The 18,003-nt window shown below is 66.1% G+C and carries 16 protein-coding genes; 9 read left to right on the top strand and 7 right to left on the bottom strand.

Annotated features, from left to right (window positions below):
• The first annotated feature begins 92 nt into the window (after nucleotides 1-92).
• From ACJJV7_RS03260 to ACJJV7_RS03245, 4 genes are all read left to right on the top strand, one after another.
• Nucleotides 93-1,835 carry an ATP-dependent nuclease gene (locus ACJJV7_RS03260; RefSeq protein ID WP_405372448.1) on the top strand — a complete coding sequence of 581 codons (1,743 nt, stop codon included), beginning with the start codon at nucleotides 93-95 and terminating at the stop codon, nucleotides 1,833-1,835.
• Nucleotides 1,822-3,495: a UvrD-helicase domain-containing protein gene (locus ACJJV7_RS03255; RefSeq protein ID WP_405372446.1), complete on the top strand. Its 1,674-nt coding sequence runs from the start codon at nucleotides 1,822-1,824 to the stop codon at nucleotides 3,493-3,495. Before ACJJV7_RS03260 ends, ACJJV7_RS03255 begins: the two co-directional genes overlap by 14 nt.
• 327 nt (nucleotides 3,496-3,822) lie before the next feature.
• Complete coding sequence (locus tag ACJJV7_RS03250; protein ID WP_405372445.1) at nucleotides 3,823-4,878, top strand: hypothetical protein; 1,056 nt, start codon at nucleotides 3,823-3,825, stop codon at nucleotides 4,876-4,878.
• Nucleotides 4,879-5,559: 681 nt separating this feature from the next.
• On the top strand, nucleotides 5,560-5,979 hold the full coding sequence (locus tag ACJJV7_RS03245) for a hypothetical protein (RefSeq protein WP_405372443.1): 420 nt from the start codon (nucleotides 5,560-5,562) through the stop codon (nucleotides 5,977-5,979).
• A gap of 22 nt (nucleotides 5,980-6,001) precedes the next feature.
• Here the strand turns inward: ACJJV7_RS03245 and ACJJV7_RS03240 are convergent, their stop codons facing one another.
• The gene (locus tag ACJJV7_RS03240; protein WP_405372441.1) at nucleotides 6,002-6,949 is read right to left on the bottom strand and encodes an alpha/beta fold hydrolase; all 948 of its coding nucleotides are present in this window, start codon (nucleotides 6,947-6,949) and stop codon (nucleotides 6,002-6,004) included.
• A gap of 110 nt (nucleotides 6,950-7,059) precedes the next feature.
• Here ACJJV7_RS03240 and ACJJV7_RS03235 point away from each other — a divergent pair, with 110 nt between their 5' ends.
• Nucleotides 7,060-7,452 carry a DUF4259 domain-containing protein gene (locus tag ACJJV7_RS03235; RefSeq protein ID WP_405372439.1) on the top strand — a complete coding sequence of 131 codons (393 nt, stop codon included), beginning with the start codon at nucleotides 7,060-7,062 and terminating at the stop codon, nucleotides 7,450-7,452.
• Nucleotides 7,453-7,507: 55 nt separating this feature from the next.
• On the opposite strand, the gene ACJJV7_RS03230 is transcribed toward ACJJV7_RS03235, so the two are convergent.
• Nucleotides 7,508-8,278 (bottom strand): SDR family NAD(P)-dependent oxidoreductase, encoded by a 771-nt coding sequence (locus tag ACJJV7_RS03230; protein WP_405372437.1) that lies wholly within the window; start codon nucleotides 8,276-8,278, stop codon nucleotides 7,508-7,510.
• A gap of 160 nt (nucleotides 8,279-8,438) precedes the next feature.
• On the opposite strand from ACJJV7_RS03230, the gene ACJJV7_RS03225 reads away from it, so the two are divergent.
• The 3 genes from ACJJV7_RS03225 to ACJJV7_RS03215 all read left to right on the top strand — a co-directional run bounded on the left by ACJJV7_RS03225 (nucleotide 8,439) and on the right by ACJJV7_RS03215 (nucleotide 11,370).
• Nucleotides 8,439-9,017, top strand: coding sequence for a TetR/AcrR family transcriptional regulator (locus ACJJV7_RS03225; protein ID WP_405372435.1), 579 nt, complete (start codon nucleotides 8,439-8,441; stop codon nucleotides 9,015-9,017).
• Nucleotides 9,018-9,203: 186 nt separating this feature from the next.
• On the top strand, nucleotides 9,204-10,559 hold the full coding sequence (locus ACJJV7_RS03220) for a DUF222 domain-containing protein (protein ID WP_405372433.1): 1,356 nt from the start codon (nucleotides 9,204-9,206) through the stop codon (nucleotides 10,557-10,559).
• Nucleotides 10,560-10,584: 25 nt separating this feature from the next.
• Nucleotides 10,585-11,370 carry a DNA polymerase beta superfamily protein gene (locus ACJJV7_RS03215; RefSeq protein ID WP_405372432.1) on the top strand — a complete coding sequence of 262 codons (786 nt, stop codon included), beginning with the start codon at nucleotides 10,585-10,587 and terminating at the stop codon, nucleotides 11,368-11,370.
• A 15-nt stretch (nucleotides 11,371-11,385) separates the two neighbouring features.
• Here ACJJV7_RS03215 and ACJJV7_RS03210 read toward each other — a convergent pair whose 3' ends face one another.
• Genes ACJJV7_RS03210 through ACJJV7_RS03200 form a run of 3 tightly spaced genes read right to left on the bottom strand, consistent with a single transcriptional unit; the run spans nucleotide 11,386 to nucleotide 14,496 of the window.
• Nucleotides 11,386-12,279, bottom strand: coding sequence for a carbohydrate ABC transporter permease (locus tag ACJJV7_RS03210; RefSeq protein WP_405372431.1), 894 nt, complete (start codon nucleotides 12,277-12,279; stop codon nucleotides 11,386-11,388).
• 1 nt (nucleotide 12,280) lies between these two features.
• On the bottom strand, nucleotides 12,281-13,207 hold the full coding sequence (locus tag ACJJV7_RS03205) for a carbohydrate ABC transporter permease (protein ID WP_405372429.1): 927 nt from the start codon (nucleotides 13,205-13,207) through the stop codon (nucleotides 12,281-12,283).
• A gap of 5 nt (nucleotides 13,208-13,212) precedes the next feature.
• Entirely contained in the window at nucleotides 13,213-14,496 is a 1,284-nt protein-coding gene (locus ACJJV7_RS03200; RefSeq protein ID WP_405372623.1) for an extracellular solute-binding protein, read from the bottom strand.
• Nucleotides 14,497-14,622: 126 nt separating this feature from the next.
• Here ACJJV7_RS03200 and ACJJV7_RS03195 point away from each other — a divergent pair, with 126 nt between their 5' ends.
• Entirely contained in the window at nucleotides 14,623-15,318 is a 696-nt protein-coding gene (locus ACJJV7_RS03195) for a TetR/AcrR family transcriptional regulator (RefSeq protein WP_405372428.1), read from the top strand.
• On the opposite strand, the gene ACJJV7_RS03190 is transcribed toward ACJJV7_RS03195, so the two are convergent.
• Entirely contained in the window at nucleotides 15,319-16,926 is a 1,608-nt protein-coding gene (locus tag ACJJV7_RS03190) for an L-lactate permease (RefSeq protein ID WP_405372426.1), read from the bottom strand. It abuts the gene before it with no gap.
• A 163-nt stretch (nucleotides 16,927-17,089) separates the two neighbouring features.
• On the bottom strand, nucleotides 17,090-17,986 hold the full coding sequence (locus ACJJV7_RS03185) for an SDR family oxidoreductase (RefSeq protein ID WP_405372424.1): 897 nt from the start codon (nucleotides 17,984-17,986) through the stop codon (nucleotides 17,090-17,092).
• Between the last annotated feature and the right edge of the window lie 17 nt (nucleotides 17,987-18,003).

Here is an 18,003-nt window from a genome sequence, read left to right as displayed (position 1 = left end):
CGAGAACGCCCGCCTTGCGCCGGAGAGAACACGCCGCCGACAATCACGTCGATAGTGTTGGCACGTTCGACAGCTTGATACATGGGGGACTTGTGCGACTGGAACGGCTTGAGATCTCGGGGTTTCGCGGCCTCGACACCGTCATCGACTTCAGCTCACAGCTTTCACTGCTTGTGGGAGCGAATAACGCGGGCAAGTCTCGGACAATCGACGCCCTCCGAACGCTTCTGCAGCCCTTCTCGGACGGCGCCGGCAATCGATGGATCAAACCCCACGACTTCACTCGTCCGATGGATGGTCAGCCTCACCTCGATATAGAGATCACCGCCGTCTTTGCGGAAGTACCGAACGAACACCTCGGGTCGTTGATCTCCATACTCGCTCCATCGCTGGGCCCTGCTCGCGTTCGGCTCCGCTTGCACTCAAGGCTGAGCCAAGAGGGCCGACCGTACACACGGTGGTATGGCGGTGACCTCGGCCAGAACGAGGTTGAGCAGATCGCGCGCGATTCCATCCGCTTTATCTATCTCCCCGCCCTTCGTGATGCCGCTGGCGAGCTCACACCGGGACCAGGCAATCGTCTTGCGCACCTCGTTTCATCACTTGCCCCCGTTGGTCACGCAGACCGGGACGCACTGGTTGACATCATGAAGCGAACCAACACGGAACTGGAGACCGTGGGCAGTGTGGTTGCCGCAGCGGGGGCGATCGCAGAGCGCCTGGGGCGAATCACGGGTAGCGGTCCATACGCGCACGCATCATCCGTGAAGTTCTCGGAGTCGCGATTCGAGCGGATTGTGTCGAGCCTCCAGGCTCTCGCCGGGTCGGGCAGTGATCTCGGGCGGCTGATCGACAATGGCCTCGGATACAACAATCTACTGTTCGTTGCCGTGTTGCTCTCCCTTATTGAGTCCGACGACGCTGTGCCACTCAATCTCCTATTGGTTGAGGAACCGGAAGCACACCTTCACCCGCAATTGCAGTCCTTGCTCATGAGATATCTCGAGTCGCTCACGGACGCGAGCACGCACGTCATCGCGACAACCCATTCACCACAGTTTGCCTCCGCCGCCGAGGTCCGCCGCATTACCGTCCTCCGGCGCGGTCGCGGCAGTGACGCCCCCTCTGCTCATTCGCTCGCCGACGCCCCACTCGGATCGAAAGGCTTGGCGCACCTGCGCCGTTTTCTCGACGCAACGAAATCGACGTTGCTCTTCGCCGAAAGCGTGATGCTGGTCGAAGGGATAGCCGAGCTCCTACTGATCCCACATCTCGCCTACCTGAACGGGATCGACCTCAAAGCGGCGGGGATCTCGGTTATATCCGTGGATGGCCTCGCGTTCGACCCGTTTATCGCCTTGTTTGAGCCGGGCGGGCTGCCTCAGACATGCGTAGTGCTAACCGACTCCGATCTGTCCATCGACGACGACGGGGAAGAAGTCGTCTCTGCGACAGCGGACGCGTTGATCGCGCGCGCCTCTGCGAACGTTAGCGTGCACACGTCGGAGCGAACGTTCGAATGGGAACTCGCGAAAGTGAATGCAGCGAACCCGCAGCTCCTGCTTGACGCATTGCGCGGCGTGAAGCCTCGAGTGGCAGCCCGTCTCGAGGCTTCGTCTGGATCCACGCCCACAGTTTTCGCAGATGACTTCCTGGCCGCAGTTAGGGACGTGAAAGGTCGCTTCGCGCAGGAGTTAGCGGACTTGATCGCTGGCGGGCGGTCTGATCTGACTGTCCCGGCCGGGGCCGCCGCAGCCATCTCAGCCGCAGTTCCGCCCGCCGATTCCGACATCGACGAATCGACGGAGGGCGGTCAGCAAGATGTCGAAGTTTGACTACTCGCTGAGTGCCGCACAGACGGCGGCGGTGATGGGCGGCTCAAATATCTTCCTGCGAGCATGCCCGGGCGCCGGCAAGACTCGCTCAGTCGCTGCCCGAGCGGCAATGCTGGCGGATGCGGGCAAGTCGCTCGCACTGTTGTCATATACCCGCGTCGGTGCATCCGAAATAGGCGGGACCATCGTTCAAGAGTATGGCGTCCCCTTGTCCGACCGACATTTCATTGGCACCCTCCACTCATTTCTCACTCAGTACATTCTTCGCCCGTACGGTCACTTGATCACAGGATCGGTCGACGCGATGTCGATCGATGAGGATGCGGTTACCCGGCAAGCGCCGGTAGGGCTCAACCCCAACGAGTTCCAGTACGGGATTGATGGTGTGATGACGCGAACACGGGGATCGATTTCGCGCCCCGATGAGCTGACAGAAATGGCAGCGTTCAGACGCGATCTTGCACGGAGCGGGGTTGTCAATTTCAACGACGCGATCTCGATCTCGCTTCAGGTACTAACAAAGTTTCCCGTCATTGCGCGCGCCCTCGCCGACCGCTTCGACGAAATCCTGATCGATGAAGCGCAGGACACAAACGAGCATCTCCTCGCTTGTGTGAGGGCGATTGTCAACGCGGGCCTCAAGTCCCTTGTTCTAGTGGGCGACTACGACCAGGCGATATATGAGTTCATCGGGTCCGTTCCCACAGGATGCGAGAACCTCGCTTCGGACGTCGGAATGGAGACTCGCGAACTACGAGAGAACTTCCGATCCTCACAGTTGATCTGCAACGCGGCCGCCGAAATGCGAGGTGGCGGCGATCCGGACATCGCAGCCGGTCCGTACCGAGATCTCACAGTTCCGCCTTTGGTGCTGCGTTACGACCCCGGCTCGCAACACGAACTCCTTGATCGCTTTCAATCTCTCATGGCTCGCACTGGACTGACTATCCAGACGTCAGCGGCATTGGTGCGAAAAGCGGGGTTTGCCGAGACCCTCGACGGATCCGCTCGACCATCGGTCCCAAGTGGGTTGAAGGCGCTTGTCGCAGCGGTTTCTGGCCGGGCGCTAACGCTTGACGACTATAGGAATCTTGAGGACATCATCATTCAGCGATCCTTCCCGAGCATCCGGCGGCCGACGGGCCTAGACAGATCCCTCATCAGAGCACGCGCAGTTCAACTGGTCGCCGAACTGCCAACGCTCTCCGGGGACCTCGCGACATGGGCAAGAAGCGCTACCGACTCCCTCGATCGCGTCGCGCGAGAACTCTCTCCGCTCACAACGTCCAACCTTGCGCCGATTCCTACGCCACACCGCTGGAGCGGCGTGGATGCCTCGCGGCTTCGCGTTGAGGAACAGCAGAGGGTGGAAGTGCTCACGATCCATTCGGTAAAGGGTCGATCAATCGATGCCGTCATGCTCGTCGCTCAGCCACCCGAGCGGGCGTTCCATACTTCTAATGCGGACAGTTGGAGTAATGGCATCGGGCGTCCCCGCGCGGCTATGACTGAGGAACTCCGTCTCGGCTACGTTGCGGTGACCAGAGCGCGAATGCTCGCTGTAGTTGCCATCCCGTCAAACACTCCGCAGCACATCGCTGACAGATGGCTCCGCGCTGGATTTCAACCCGAGGAGAGCGTCAGCGCACGACGGTCATGACGTAGTCGACGCCGCCGTGCGTGGATCATCTGCTCCCTTGGCACAACGTCGCAAAGTGAAGTGATCGGACACGACGCCGGGTGTGACGTGCGCCACAGCAGCAATGCCTCGAAACAACCGCCGCTGTTGCTACATTATGGCGTCTTGAAGTCTTCCGACGCGCCCGTCCGGAAGCGAATACATGGGGGTCCTGGATTGGCAACTGCGAGCGAGCGCTACCGTCGCCACAAGGTGTGGGAATCACTTCGACTGAAGCGTGAGTCACTTAGCGCTGCGAGATTTAGTGAGCTGCAGCTTGAGCAACACCGACGAGATATTATCGAATGGTTGACCGAGGCCGAGAAGACGAAGGCGACGCGGCAGCCGGCGCTATATCTGGGAGTTCTCGACGAGTTGAGCACTGCGCTGAACGCCCTTCAGACAACGCACCACGAGTTCGCGAGATTTCTCTCCTCGGGCCACCAGCAGCAGCTGGTCTCGGCACTACGCGCATTGCCCCTTCCGTCGCCAAAAGACCTCAAAGACTCGTATGTCGCACTCTTAGATATCGAGATCGAAACCCGGACCTCTCGACTTGACGAGCTAGAGCGCCGTGTCGCGGCGACAGAAGAATCTTTGCGCGCACGACAAGCCACGCTCGAAGAGCTCGAGAAAAGGGCGGTCGCCGTCACATCAGCCGTAGATGCAGAACGTGCATCGATCAAAGAGTTGACGGCGGACGTCAGGAGCGAGCTCGGCAGGGACTGGGGTGAGATGCTCCACGACTGGCGGGAAGCGCGAAGTGAGTTCGACGAGAAGCAGAACGCGGAAATTCTCGCACATGCGGCGTCCCTCGCTGCGACTGCGCGCGCGGGAGAGGCACTTGCAGAGCACGCCGCGGGAAGTTTGAGCGCGGCAGACTGGAATGGACGAGCGAAGCGCGAACGGAAGGCTGCGCAATGGATTCGGTTTGGGGCAGCAGCCGCCTTTGTGTTCGCCGGATCTATTGGATGGTTCATCGTAAGTGAGGCCATTGCCAACAACTTCGACCTGACTGTTGGTGACGGAATCCTGCGAGCCAGCGTCGCCGCGGTGGTTGGCGCCTTTGGTGCCCTTCTGCTTCGCGAGTCGGGCCGCCACTTCCGCGAGGCTGACACAGCGGAGGACGTCGCGCTCTCCCTGAAGGCGCTAGCGCCCTTCTACGCCAGCTCTGGTGACACGGTTCGCCTCGCTGCGAGGATCGAAGTCGGAGACGCGGTGTTCGTGAAGAGCGTCCTCTCCCGGTTTGCGCACCGTGATGCCGCGAAGCACGCAGGTGAGATAAACACGAGCGAACTGCCGAAGCTCGTGGACGAAGCAGCAAAGGCGCTTGGAAAGGCCGAGTCGTCAGGAAGAGCCTCCTGAGGACTCCACGTCTCCGCAAGTCGACCCGTGAAGGTGCAGCGCACTCCTGACGCCGAGGCAATTTGCGGCGTTGTCATTCGAACGCCCCCGGAACCGCGGATACGCTCTAGCGCGTTCGCCCCGCGCCGCGGATATATGTCACGGACACAGAATGTGGACACTCATCCTGATCGATCGCCAGTTGACGGATCAATAACCATTCGCTGAACATCAGAGCCCCTGGTCCGCGAAAGCCGCCTGACTGCCGCCGGCCGAGTCCCCGACCAACGCCTCGCCTACGCGAGACGCCGATTCACGACGCGTAATCACCCGCTGTCTGACTGTTGACGAGCGAACCGCATCGGAGCTGCTGCGATACCGCCGGCGCGCTCTTGCGGTCCGACAATCCCGCTAGATTTCACAGGCGCCCCCGACGCTCGCGACTGGCACGCCAGCCCCGGTGTCAAGGAGAGCTTGTGACAACACGGTGACAACAAACGCTCGGATCGAGGCTGTCCGCCGTGATCGAACTGGAACATCAGGGCCCGGAAAAGCAGCGATCCTGACCGAGCGCGACCCGACTGATCACCCATCGGCCGAGTTCGAGCCCCACGGGGCCCACCTCTGAGTGACCGTCGGGCCGATTCGCGATCTTTCGCTTTTTCGCGTGCCGATCCGGCCGTGCGATGTCAGGCTCTCTGCATGACTACGACGCGGCGAGCACTTGTTCTCAGCATTGCGCTTGTCACCGGCATTCTCTCGTGCACCGGATGTGTCGCCGGCCAGGACGACGCATTCACGGCTCCGGCGAGTGGGGCGGACGTGCTCCCCAGCTCCACCGAGGAAGTGCTGCCCGGGATTGCCGAAGACACGGTGAGGTTCCTCGGGGAAGACTCCGTCGGGTGGCGATACTTCGCTGCGAAGGCGGCCGTCGATGGAGAACGCGACAAGACCTGTCTCGTCATCGACGCCCTCACCCCGCGCCCAACCGTCGCCTGCGGGCCGGACGAGCTCCCCGGCGAGGTTGCAATCGGCGATGTGGCCGTGACCGTCACGGACGGCACGGCAGCCGTAGCCGGGACCGGCGAGCAAGTCGGCGACTACCTGTTCGTGCAACGGTGACAACCGTTCTCGCCAGCGCGAATCACTGAGCGCGGCTGAGGCTCCGGAGGGCTTCCCACACCAGCTCGGGGCGTTCGACTGCAGCGAAGTGGCCCGCTGACCCGATCCGCCGGTATGTGATGTCCTGGACCAGCTCCCTGAGGACATCTTCGTCTGAGTCCCGCACGAACACGTCCTGCTCACCGCGCAACGCGACGACCGGGCAGGTGATCGCTCTCCAGATCGTTTCGTCGTACCGTGCCGCCGCGCGGGCGGCATCCACGAACGCACGAGGTCTGATCTCCGCCGCGACGGCGTCGATGACGGTGTCGTGCACCGAACGCGGCGACGCGAACAGCGGCGCGCTGAGCGCCCGGAGGAGACCGATCCTCTTCAGGGCGGGGACGGTGGCCTCGCCGACGGCACGGAGACCCGACAGCATCCGCATCGCGAGCAGCATCCCGGCGAACCACGGCAGCGCAGCCCCGCCTCTGAGGGGCCGGCGCACCGCATCGATAACGGCGGGGCCCGATGGGGAGATGAGCAGCACGGCGTCGGTGGCATCGGGAGTTCGCGCCGCGATGTCGAGGGCGAGCAGGCCGCCGAGCGAATGGCCGACCACGATCCATCGCCGATAGCCCAGCGCCTCGGCGACCTCCCGCACGGCGAGACTCAGCTGGGCGACGTCGAGGCCATCGGTCACGATGTCGCTCTCACCCCATCCGGGCAGGTCGACGGCTACGACGTTCGGCACCGGCTCGCCGGCCTCGCGCGCCGCGCGAAGGAGGGGGGTCCACGTCGTCCACGAGCCGGCGGCGCCGTGCACGAAGATCGTGGCGGTGTCACCCGCACGCGCGCCGGCTCTCACGACCACGCCGCCGAGCGACGTCTCGACGACCGACCGGGCCAGGCCGAGCGACGCCTCATCTGAGGTGAGCGCCGTCCGCGGATCTCGCGTCGGGTGTCGGCTGGCGCGGAGGGTGTGGGTCACGGGTGTTATTCGCTGACGCGCCGTGATCGGATCGGTCTGGTCGGGATGCATTCGACAGCGACCAGCCCGTGCGATCCCCGCTGGCCACGCATCTGCGATAGCTTCGCGACATGGGGACCTGGAGCGCAGAACCGTTCGGCAATGACAGTGCAGCGGATTGGGCATTCGAGCTCGACGACGCCGAGGACTGGACGCTCGTCCGCGTCGCGCTCGACGATCTGCTCGCGATCGACGGCCCCGACCAGGACATCGAGACGATCGCGATCGCGGCCGCCGAGGTCGTCGCGCACGGGCTGGGCAAGCCGACCCAGCAAGACCCGTACGTCGAGTCGGTCGACGAGTTCGTCTCGCGAGCGGGTCAGCCGCCGGTCGACCTGCCCGCCCTCGCGATGCGCGTGCTCGACCGCGTGGCATCCGAGTCAGAACTCGAGGAGCTCTGGGAAGACGACGTCGACGAGTGGAAGGCGGCTCTCGCACGCCTCCGGGCGGTCCTCTCCCACTGAGCGGGCTCCGACCGACGGAGTCGCGGTGCGACGCACGCCGCACCGCGACACGGCGTCAGAGGCTGAAGCCGCCCGAGAGCTCGATGCGCTGGGCCGTGGCCCACGAGCTCTTCGACGTGAGCAGGGATGCCACGAACTCACCGATGTCGGCGGGCTGGCCGATGCGACCCAGCGCCGCCTGGGAGTCGAACGAGGCGAGCACTTCGGAGGGCAGGTTGTCCATGCCACCGCCGAAGTCGGTCGCGACCGGTCCGGGAGCGATCGTGTTCACGCTGATCCCGCGGCCGCCGAGCTCGGCGGCCCAGTAGCGGACGAGCACCTCGGTGGCGGCCTTCATCGCTGCGTAGGCCGAGAACGGCGGCGACACGAAGCGGGTGAGGCCCGACGACACCGCGAGAACCTGACCGCCGTCACGCAGGAGCGGTGCAAGCTCCTGCGTGAGGAGGAAGACACCCTTCACGTGGACGGCGTAGAGGTGGTCGAGGTTCTCAGCCGTCGTGTCGCCGAGTGGGCTCGGGTCACCCGAGACTCCCGCGTTGTTCACGAGGAAGTCGAGATCGGCGCGGCCCCAGGCGTCGCCCAGCGCGGCGGTGAGATCGGCGCGGAACGCCGGGAATGAGGCCGCGTCGGAGACATCGAGCTGCAGCGCGCGCGCCACGCCACCGGCATCCGTGATTCGACTGACGAGCTCGAGCGCTTCGTCGGCGTGGCGGCGGTAGGTGATGACGACGCCGACGCCGGCATCTGCGAGGGCGAGGGCGATGCCGCGGCCGATGCCGCGGTTTCCGCCGGTGATGAGGGCGACGGACGAGGTGTTCTCGGGCATGAGTGGGCTTTCTGTCGAGGTTTCGCTGGACGGGCATCCGGCAAGGGCGAGGCGGGTAGCATGGGATTATCCGGAGGCCGCCTCCGTTCTGACCCTATACGGAGATTGTCTCCGTTTGGGTCGAGGTGTCATTACTCATAGCGAGAGCAGAGGGAGATCGATGAGCACTTCTCCGCGACGCCCGCTCCGCGCCGATGCGCAGCGCAACTACGACGCCATCATCGACGTCGCCCGGTCGACATTCGCCGAACGCGGCACCGGAGCATCGCTCGACGACATCGCCTCGCGCGCCGGCGTCGGGCCGGGCACGCTCTACCGCCACTTCCCCACCCGCGAGGCCCTCGTCACCGCGGTGCTCGAGCGTCCCGTCGACACACTGGTCGACTGGGCTTCGGGGCTCGCCTCAGGCCCCGAGGAGCCCCGACACGCCCTCGACCTCTGGTTTCTCGCGACGGCACGCCACATGCGAACCTACGACGGGCTCCCCGACCTCATGACCACCGCGCTCGCACAGCCCGAGTCGCCGCTCCACGAGCAGTGCCGACGCTTCGCCGACGTGACCGAGACGCTGGTCGAGCAGGCGAAGAAGGCCGGAACGATCCGGCCCGACGTGGATGCCGACGACCTCGGCGCACTCGTCGGATCGATCGCCTGGGCCAGCGCCCGTCGGAACGACTCGGATGAGAGCCTGCAGCGCCTGCTCGCGCTCGCGACGGAGGGACTCGGCGCGGAGCGGTAGGGCTCTGGGTGGAGCGCTGGGGCTGGGTTTGCGCTCAGCGGTTTTGGGGGTCTCCGACTCGCTCCTGGAGGCTCTGCGATCATGCATCATCGCTCACTCCAGAGATGAGGTTTTTCTCATCTGATCTGGCCTGTTATCGCGTTCCGGGGCCGGGGGAATGTCGTACCCCCTCGTCAGAATGAGGGTATGACCGAAGCCACCGATGCGATGTCGCAGGGCGCCTATCTGGTGTCGCTGGCGAGCATCGTGGCGGGTGTGGAAGCCACCGAACGGCAGGTCGCGGCGGCGCAGATCGCGCAGTTGCGGGTGCTGGCAGCGGCGGGACGGTTGGCGGAGGCGCAAACTGTCGGGACCGATGCGCGCGTTCGGGCGCATGACATGGCGCTCCGGTCGATCGCTGCGGAGGTCGGCGGTGTCCTGCGCACCACCGACCGGACCGTGCAGCGGCGCATCGACGAGGCCTGCACCATCGTCGAGGGGTACCCGGCCGCGCTGTCGGCGTGGGAGATGGGGCGGATCACCCGCGGTCATGTCCTCGTGATCGTCGATACCGGATCGGCGGTGCCGCTGGAGGTTCGTGCCGAGTTCGAGGCGGCCGCGATCGAACGATGCGAACACGACACCCCCAACCGGGTCCGCGGCGAGCTTGAGATCCTCGCGCAGCGGATGCACCCCCGCTCCTTCACCGAACGCCACGCCGAAGCCGCATCGGCGCGGAACGTGCGGCTCGTTCCGGGGAGGGACGGGATGAGCGAGCTCATCGCCGCGCTCCCCACAGTGATCGCCGCCGGCATCCACGACCGCCTCACCCAGCAAGCCCGCGCCATCATCGACACCCGCACCGAACGCGGCCACGCCGAACGTGCCGGTGAAGACACGGAATCCGCACAGGTCGCCGCGAGCGACCGGCGCACCACCGATCAGGTGCGTGCCGACGTGTTCGCCGACCTGCTTCTTGCCGGCACCCCCGCGCTCGATGACACCCGCGACACGAGCGCCGGCCCGCTCGGCGCGATCCGGGCGCGCGTGCAAGTGCTCGTTCCCGCCGCGTGCCTCACCGGCAACGACGACGGGCCGTGCGACCTCACCGGTCGCGGGCCGATCGACGCCAGATCAGCACGCGCCCTCGCCGGCGCCACCCACATCTGGGAACGCCTGTTCCACGACCCGACCACCGGAGTCACCACCCTCACCGACTCCTACCGCGTCCCCTCCGGCATGCGCCGGTTCCTGCAAGCCCGCGACCAGCACTGCCGATTCCCCGGATGCCGCGTCGCAGCCATCCGCTGCGAGATCGACCACACCCACGATCACGCCCTCGGCGGCACCACCGAACTATCGAACCTGGCCCACCTCTGCCAACGACACCACTCCATGAAACAGTTCACCGCCTGGCGAGTCCGACAACACCCGGGTGGCGTCCTCGAATGGACCTCACCCCTCGGCAAGACCTACCGCGAAGACGCCCCCACCCCAGCCGTCGCCTTCACGCTTGCCGCAACGCCCACCCCAGCCGTAGCCTTCGCCTCTGCCGCACCCTGAAACCGGCCACCGGTATCGTCGAGCCATGCGCGCGATCCCCACCGAGCTCGATCCGATCATCGTCACAGAGATCGACCGGCGACTCACCGCAGTGACACATGACCACGACGTACGCATCCCCTGGGCGATCGAAAGCGGCAGCCGAGCGTGGGGCTTCCCTTCGCCCGACAGCGACTACGACTGCCGATTCATCTACGTGCGACCCCGTGAGGCGTACCTCTCGCTCTGGCCCGACCGCGACGTCATCGAGACACCCCTCGACGAGATCTTCGACGTCAACGGATGGGACCTCGCCAAGACCGTCCGGCTTCTCGCGAAAGGTAACGCGACCGCTATCGAATGGCTCCGCTCCCCGATCATCTACACGGGTGACGCGGACTTCCGGAACGGACTCCTCAGCCTCGCCGACGCGATCGCCGAACGCAGCGCCATCGGACGCCACTACCTCCACGTCGCCGCGCAGCAGCGCCTCGGTCCTGCGTCGCTGAAGCGGTTCTTCTACATCCTCCGGCCCGCGGCCGCGCTGCGCTGGCTCGACACCCACCCGGCATCCGCGATCCCGCCCATGGACCTGCCCACCCTCATAGAAGAGGGCGACGTCGACCGTGATGTGCGCACCGCCGTCGACGACCTCATCGCCGAGAAATCCCGCACCCGCGAACTCGGCGCCGGCACCCCGCCGAGCGTGCTCGAACGCTTCGTCTCGACCCAGCTCGAGCGAGCCGCCGTCTACGAGACCATGGCACCGGCGCACTCCCCCGATCACACCCGGTCGGTCGCCGACGACTACTTCGCCGCGCTGGTCGGCTGATCGAGAGCCGGCCCCTCACTTCAGACCGGTCATCGCGATCCCCTGCACGAAGTAGCGCTGCAGGAAGAGGAACAGGATCAGGATGGGCGTCACGACCAGCACCGATCCTGCCATCAGCAGACCGTAGAACGTGCCGTTCGACCCGACCGAGTACAGCGAGAGCGCCACGGGCAGGGTGTACATCTGCTCGGTCTGCGCGATCACGAGCGGCCAGAGGAAGTTGTTCCACGACCCGAGGAAGGTCAAGATCGCCAGCGTCGCGATCGGCGGACCGCACTGCGGCAGCACCACCCGCAGGAAGATCCGGAACTCCCCCGCACCGTCGATCCGCGCCGCCTCGATGAGCGCGTCGGGCACCCCCATGATGAACTGCCGCATGAGGAAGACCCCGAGCGGCCCGGCCAGGAACGGCAGGATCAGCGCCGGATACGTGTTGACCAGACCCATGTTCGCCACCAGGACGAACATCGGCACGAGCGTCACCACACCCGGCACCATCAGTGTCAGCAGGACGAGCCCGAACAGCACCTTCTTGCCGGGGAAGTCGAGCTTGGCGAGCGCGTAAGCGACCATCGAGCAGAACACGATGTTGCCGACCACGACCACCAGCGCCACGACCACGGAGTTGAAGAAGAACTGCCCGTAGTCGAGCTGCGTCAGCCACCTCGAGTAGTTGTCGAGCGTCGCCTGCTCCGGCCACCACGTGATCGGCCGCTGCAACAGCTCGCCCTGCGTCTTGAAGCTGCCCAGCAGCATCCAGATGAACGGCATCAGCGTCATGACGAGGCCGATCGTCAGCGCGATGTACGTCGCGCCGCGCGACCAGCTCATCGGCCGATGCCGGCGTCGAGGCGCAGCATCCGTCGTCGTGGCAGCCTTGTCAGGCTCGGTCACCGTCGCAATGGCCATCTCAGTTGTCCTTCGATCGCAGCAGCCGGAACTGCACCGCCGAGAGCGCCGCGATGAACGCGAACAGCACATAGGCGGCAGCGGAGGCCAGCGAATAGTCGCCGTACCCGAACTGGTTGTAGACGTAATAGCTGATCGTCAGGGTGGAGTTCAGCGGACCGCCCTGCGTCATCACGAACGGCTCCTCGAACACCTGGAGGAAGCCGACCGACAGCAGCACGGCGCCCAGCAGCAGCGTCGGACGCATCAGCGGCAACGTCATGCTCGTGAACCGACGCCACGCGCTCGCACCGTCGACCTCGGCCGCCTCGTACACGTCACGCGGAATCGCCTGCAGACCCGCCAGGAAGATGATCATCAGGGTGCCCATGTTGCGCCAAGCCCCCATCGCGATGATCGAGGGCATCGCCCAGAAAGGATCGTTGAGCCAATCGGGTCCGTCGATCCCCACCCAGGCGAGCACCGTGTTCATCAGCCCGGAGTCCTGCAGGATGAACCGCCACACGACCGCGACCGCGACGATCGACGTCACGACGGGGGTGTAGAAACCCACCCGGAACACGCTCCTGAAGCGCTCGATCCCCGAATTCAGGGCGACGGCGAGCAGAAGACCCAGCGCCATCGTCAGCGGGATGCCGACACCGACGAAGTAGAACGTGTTGACGATCGACTTCACGAACAGCTCGTCCTGGAACAGCGTGACGAAGTTGTCGAGGCCGATCGCATTCACCGAGAACGGCGAGCGCAGATCGCGCACCCCCAAGTCGGTGAACGACATCGCGAACGACGCGAGCAGCGGCCCGAGCATGAACACCGCGAAGATCACGAGGAACGGCAGGGCGAAGACCCACGCCACCACCGCGGTACGGCGCCGCTGGGCGGCGAATCCTCCTCGCCGCCCAGCCGCGCTCGTCGAAGCGAGCGCCATGGTGGTTACCAGCCCGTGCCGAGCGACTCGGCCTTCTCTACGATGGCGGATGCCGATTCCTCGGCGCTGCTGCCGTTGGCGACCTTCTCGGCCTCCGTCTCGATGAACGCGGACATCTCGTTCCAGCTGGGCACCGACGGCGGGGCCACCGTGTTCTCGAGCTGGTCGTTGAGCACCGACAGGCGCGGGTCGGAGGTGAACGGCTCCGCGTCGAGCGCCGAGGTCACGGCCGGCAGGGCGTTGACGGTCTCGAACCAGGACTGCTGCGTCTCGGGCTCGGAGAGCCACCGGATGAGCTTCCATGCGCCGTCGGCGTTCTCGGCATCGGCGAAGACGCCGAGGTGGCCGCCGCCGAGGTACGAGTCGTTGTTGTCGGTTCCGGCAGGAACCGGAGCCGTGCCGACGTTCTCCTCGACCCACTCCGGCGACTCCTGATCGCCGAGCACCGACACCATCCACGGTCCCGAGATGAAGGCCGGGTTGGAGCCGTTGGCGAAGGCGGCCGTCTGCGCGTCGCCGTATCCCGACATCGGGGCGAGATCGCCCGTGAAGAACGAGGCGTAGTAGTCGAGGGCCTGCGCGAGCGCGGCCTCGTCCCACTCGTAGGCGGTGCCGTCGTCGTTGAGCACGTCGCCCCCGGCCTGCGCGTAGAACGGCAGGATCACCTGCGTCGAGTCCTCCGCGTCGCCCATGGGCAGCTGCAGACCGTACTCCGCGCCCTGGTCCTTCATCGCGGTGGCGAACGCGGTGAGGTCGTCCCAGGTCTTCGGCGCCTCGAGGCCCGCCTTCTCGGCGAGGTCGGTGCGGTAGTACATGACGCGCGTCTCGACGTACCACGGCACCGCGTACGACGTGCCCTCGACCTCGGTCGATTCGGCGGCGGTCTCGTTGAAGGCGTCCTCGTCGACGAGGTCGTCGGGAACCGGGGCGAGCCCGGTGGCCGCGACCATCGCGGGCAGAAGGGATGAACCGATCATGATCGCGTCGGGCACGGTGCCGGCGGCGACCGCCGTCTGGTACTTCGTCATCACATCGGCCCACGGGATCGAGGTCACCGTCACCGTCGCATCGGGGTTCGCCTCGACGAAGGCGTCGGCGAACTCCCCGAGGTTCTCGCCCTCCTCGCCCATCGCCCAGACCTCGATGTCACCCGTCGCCGGGGAATCGTCGACGGTCGCCGCCTCAGCGGCGCCACCGTTCTCGCCGGCGTCTTCTGCCCGGCCGCAGCCGGCCAGCGCGAGCATTCCGACCACACCGATGGCACCGAACGCGAGTGCCCTGTTCCGCATCTTCACGGGATCCTCCTCATTGAGTCTTGACGCCGCGGCAGTTGGCGGGAAAAGTAACTTAGCAACTGCTCGCTTAGTTTGTTGAGCATAAGCTAGCGGCAATCCCCCTCGCAAGAGAGAAGGCGCATGAGCAACGCAGCCACCCGCCCCGCCGAGTCCGGTGACGAGACCTCCGGCGTCCGCCCCGACCAGCGCAAGGTCCGCGGTGACAAGCGGCGGAGCACGATCCTCGCCACCGCCGTCGAGGTGTTCGGCGAACAGGGCTACCGCGGCACCTCGGTGCGTGAGATCGCGCGTCGCGTCGGGATCTCGGATGCCGGTCTGCTCCACCACTTCGGGTCGAAAGTGGGCCTGCTCGCCGCCACGATCGCCGAGCGCGACGACATCGACCGGGTGCGGCGCGAGGCGGCCGAGGCTGCCGGGGCGACCTTCGTCGACACGATGCGCGACCAGGTCGCGCGCAACACCCGCTCCCCCGGCCTCGTCGCGTTGCATGTCGTGCTCTCCGCCGAGGCCACCGACCCGCAGCATCCCGCCCACGACTCGTTCCGCGAGCGGTATCGCCACCTGCGCCACCAGGACGACGCGTCGTTCTCCCGGCTCCAGCAGGACGGCGAGCTGCGCTCCGACCTCGACCCGCGGCGGGTGGGGCAGCTCGTCACCGCGATGATGGACGGCCTGCAGCTGCAGTGGCTGCTCGACCCCGACGGCGTCGACATGGAGGGCCTGTTCGAGGACTTCCTGCACCTGCTCGAGATCCCCGCGCGGAGCAGCGGCGCCGCACCCTCGGCCCCCGCCGAAGACGCGACGCCGCCGAACTGATCAGGCGACCAGCGACAGGGCGAACACCCACACGCAGACGAAGGCCAGCATCCCGAGGCTGTACTTGATCGACGCCCGCAGGATCTCGCTCTCGCGGCCCGTGAGACCCACCGCACCCGCCGCGATCGCGATCGACTGCGGCGACACGACCTTGGCGACGGTGCCACCCGCGGTGTTCGCGGCGACCAGCAGCGTCGGGTCGACGCCGATCCCCTGCGCCGTGACGGTCTGCAGCTGGGCGAACAGAGTGTTGTTGTTGACGACCGACCCCGTCACGAAGACGCCGAACCAGCCGATGATCGGGGCGAGCAGCGGGAAGACGACCCCGACCGCCGCCAGCGCGTTGCCGATGCTCGCCGAGCCGCCCGAGAAGTTCGCGATGTTCGCGATCACGAGGATCAACGCGATCAGGACGATCGGCTTCCACAGCATCCGGAACGTCGCCGCGAGTTCTCCGACGAGCACCCGGGCCTTCACGTGGGGCATGGTCCAGAACGAGATGAGCACCGCGATGAGGATCGCCGTGCCGGTCGCGTTCACCGGGGTGAACATCCACGTCGTCGCGACGGCGGCATCCGCCCCCGCGGGCACCACGACGCCCGTGATCCCCGGGATCGGAACGGCGACCGTCAGCCAGGCGAGCGGACCGCCCACCGCGAACAGCGCCTTGAACGCCGGGATGCTCCAGACGAAGATCACGGCCGTCAGGATGTAGAACGGGCTCCACGCGACCACGATCTCGCGGAACGACTGGCGTTCGACGACGGGCGCCTCACTGCCGCCCTCACGGTAGATGTGGCGGGGACGCCAGAACCGCGAGATCACGAAGATCGCGACCATGCCCACGAGTCCCGGCACGATGTCGGCGAGCTCAGGCCCCAGGAACAGCAGGATGCCGGCCTGCGCCGCGCTGTAGACGACGGCGACGCCGAGCGTCACCGGCCACGTCTCACGGAGTCCGCGGACGCCGTCGAGGATCATCACCAGAATGAACGGCACGCTGAACGTCAGCAGCTGCAGCACGAGCACCATGTCGACCGACAGGTCGGCCAGCGAGACGCCGCCGATCTGCGCACCGACGATCACGGGAATGCCGATCGCGCCGTAGGCACCGGCTGCGACGTTGGCGACGAGCGACAGCATCGCCGCCTTGATCGGCCCGAAGCCCAGCTGCACGAGCAGCGCTGCACAGATGGCGATCGGCACGCCGAAGCCTGCAGCCCCCTCGAGGAACGCGCCGAACGCGAACGAGATCAGCAGCACCTGCACCCGCTGGTCGGGAGAGATCCCCGAGATGCTCGAGCGGATGACGTCGAACCGGCCGCTCGCGACCGCCAGCCGGTAGAGCCACACCGCCATCAGGATGATGTAGGCGATGGGCCAGAGCGCGGTGAGGATGCCGAGGAGTCCGGCTCCAGCGGCGGAGCCGAGCGGCATCCCGAACGGCCAGACCGCGACGACGACTTCCAGGACCACCGCTATCGAGGCGGCGACCAGGCCGGTCAACTTGAACACGAGCAGGCAGATCAGGAAGACGGCGATGGGCATCACCGCCAACAGCGCGGAAAGCCACAGCTGGCCGGTGGGATCGATGACCTGGGTCCACATGGGGACGCCCCCTCAACTCGATGTCGAGTTCAGGCTAGCGAGGCCCGAGCCCTGAGCGGAGGCCTTCGCGCCGGGGATAACCGGCGGCGTCGATCAGCGGCGGACCGGCACACGAAAGTCACCGAGCGCGAACTCGCCGCCCGGTGACCTTCGCCTGTCCCGGTCAGGGAGTCGGCATACCGCCGTTCACGTTGAGCGTCTCACCGAGCACGTAGCTCGACTCGGCAGACGCGAGGAAGACGTAGGCCGGCGCCAGCTCGGCGGGCTGTCCGGCCCGTCCGAGCGGCGTCTGCTCGCCGAACTCCTCGATGGCCTCCTGGGGCTGGCCGTCCGACACCTGCAGCGGCGTCCAGATCGGGCCCGGCGCCACGGCGTTCACGCGGATGCCCTTGGGCGCGAGCTGCTGGGCGAGCGCCTTCGTGAAGGCGTTGATGGTCGCCTTCGTCGAGGCGTAGTCGACCAGGATGTCCGACGGCGAATACGCCTGGATCGACGTCGTGTTGATGATCGTCGAGCCTGCCGGGAGGTGCGGTACGGCGGCCTTCGTGATCCAGAACATCGCGTCGACGTTCGTCGCGAAGGTGTCGTCGAACTGCTGGTCGTCGAGCGTCGTGATGTCCTCGTTGAAGACCTGCTTGCCGCCGTTGTTCACCAGGATGTCGAGGCCGCCGAGGCCCTCGACGGTCTTCGCGACCAGCTCCGTGCAGTAGCCCTTGTCGCGCAGGTCGCCTGGGAACGTGAGGACGGTGACACCGGCCTCACGGACGATGCCCGCGATGCGGTCGGCATCCTCCTGCTCCTCGGGCAGGTACGACAGTGCCACGTCGGCGCCCTCGCGCGCGAACGCGATCGCCGTCGCGGCCCCGATGCCCGAGTCGCCGCCGGTGATCAACGCCTTGCGCCCCGTGAGGCGCCCGGTGCCGCGGTAGGTGTCTTCTCCGAGGTCGGCCTTCGGCGACATGTCGGCGTCGAGGCCGGGTTCGGGCTGGTAACCCTTCTTCGGCTGGATGTCGGCGTAGAGCTCGACGGGGTTCGTGAACGTGTACTGATCACGCGTCATGATTCCTCCTCTGGATG

It is taken from the genome of Microbacterium sp. Ld4, from assembly GCF_045066555.1.
In the GTDB taxonomy this organism is placed as follows: Bacteria; Actinomycetota; Actinomycetes; order Actinomycetales; family Microbacteriaceae; genus Microbacterium.
Note: the sequence above shows the minus strand (reverse complement) of the source record. Positions and strands in the feature narration are given on the sequence as shown.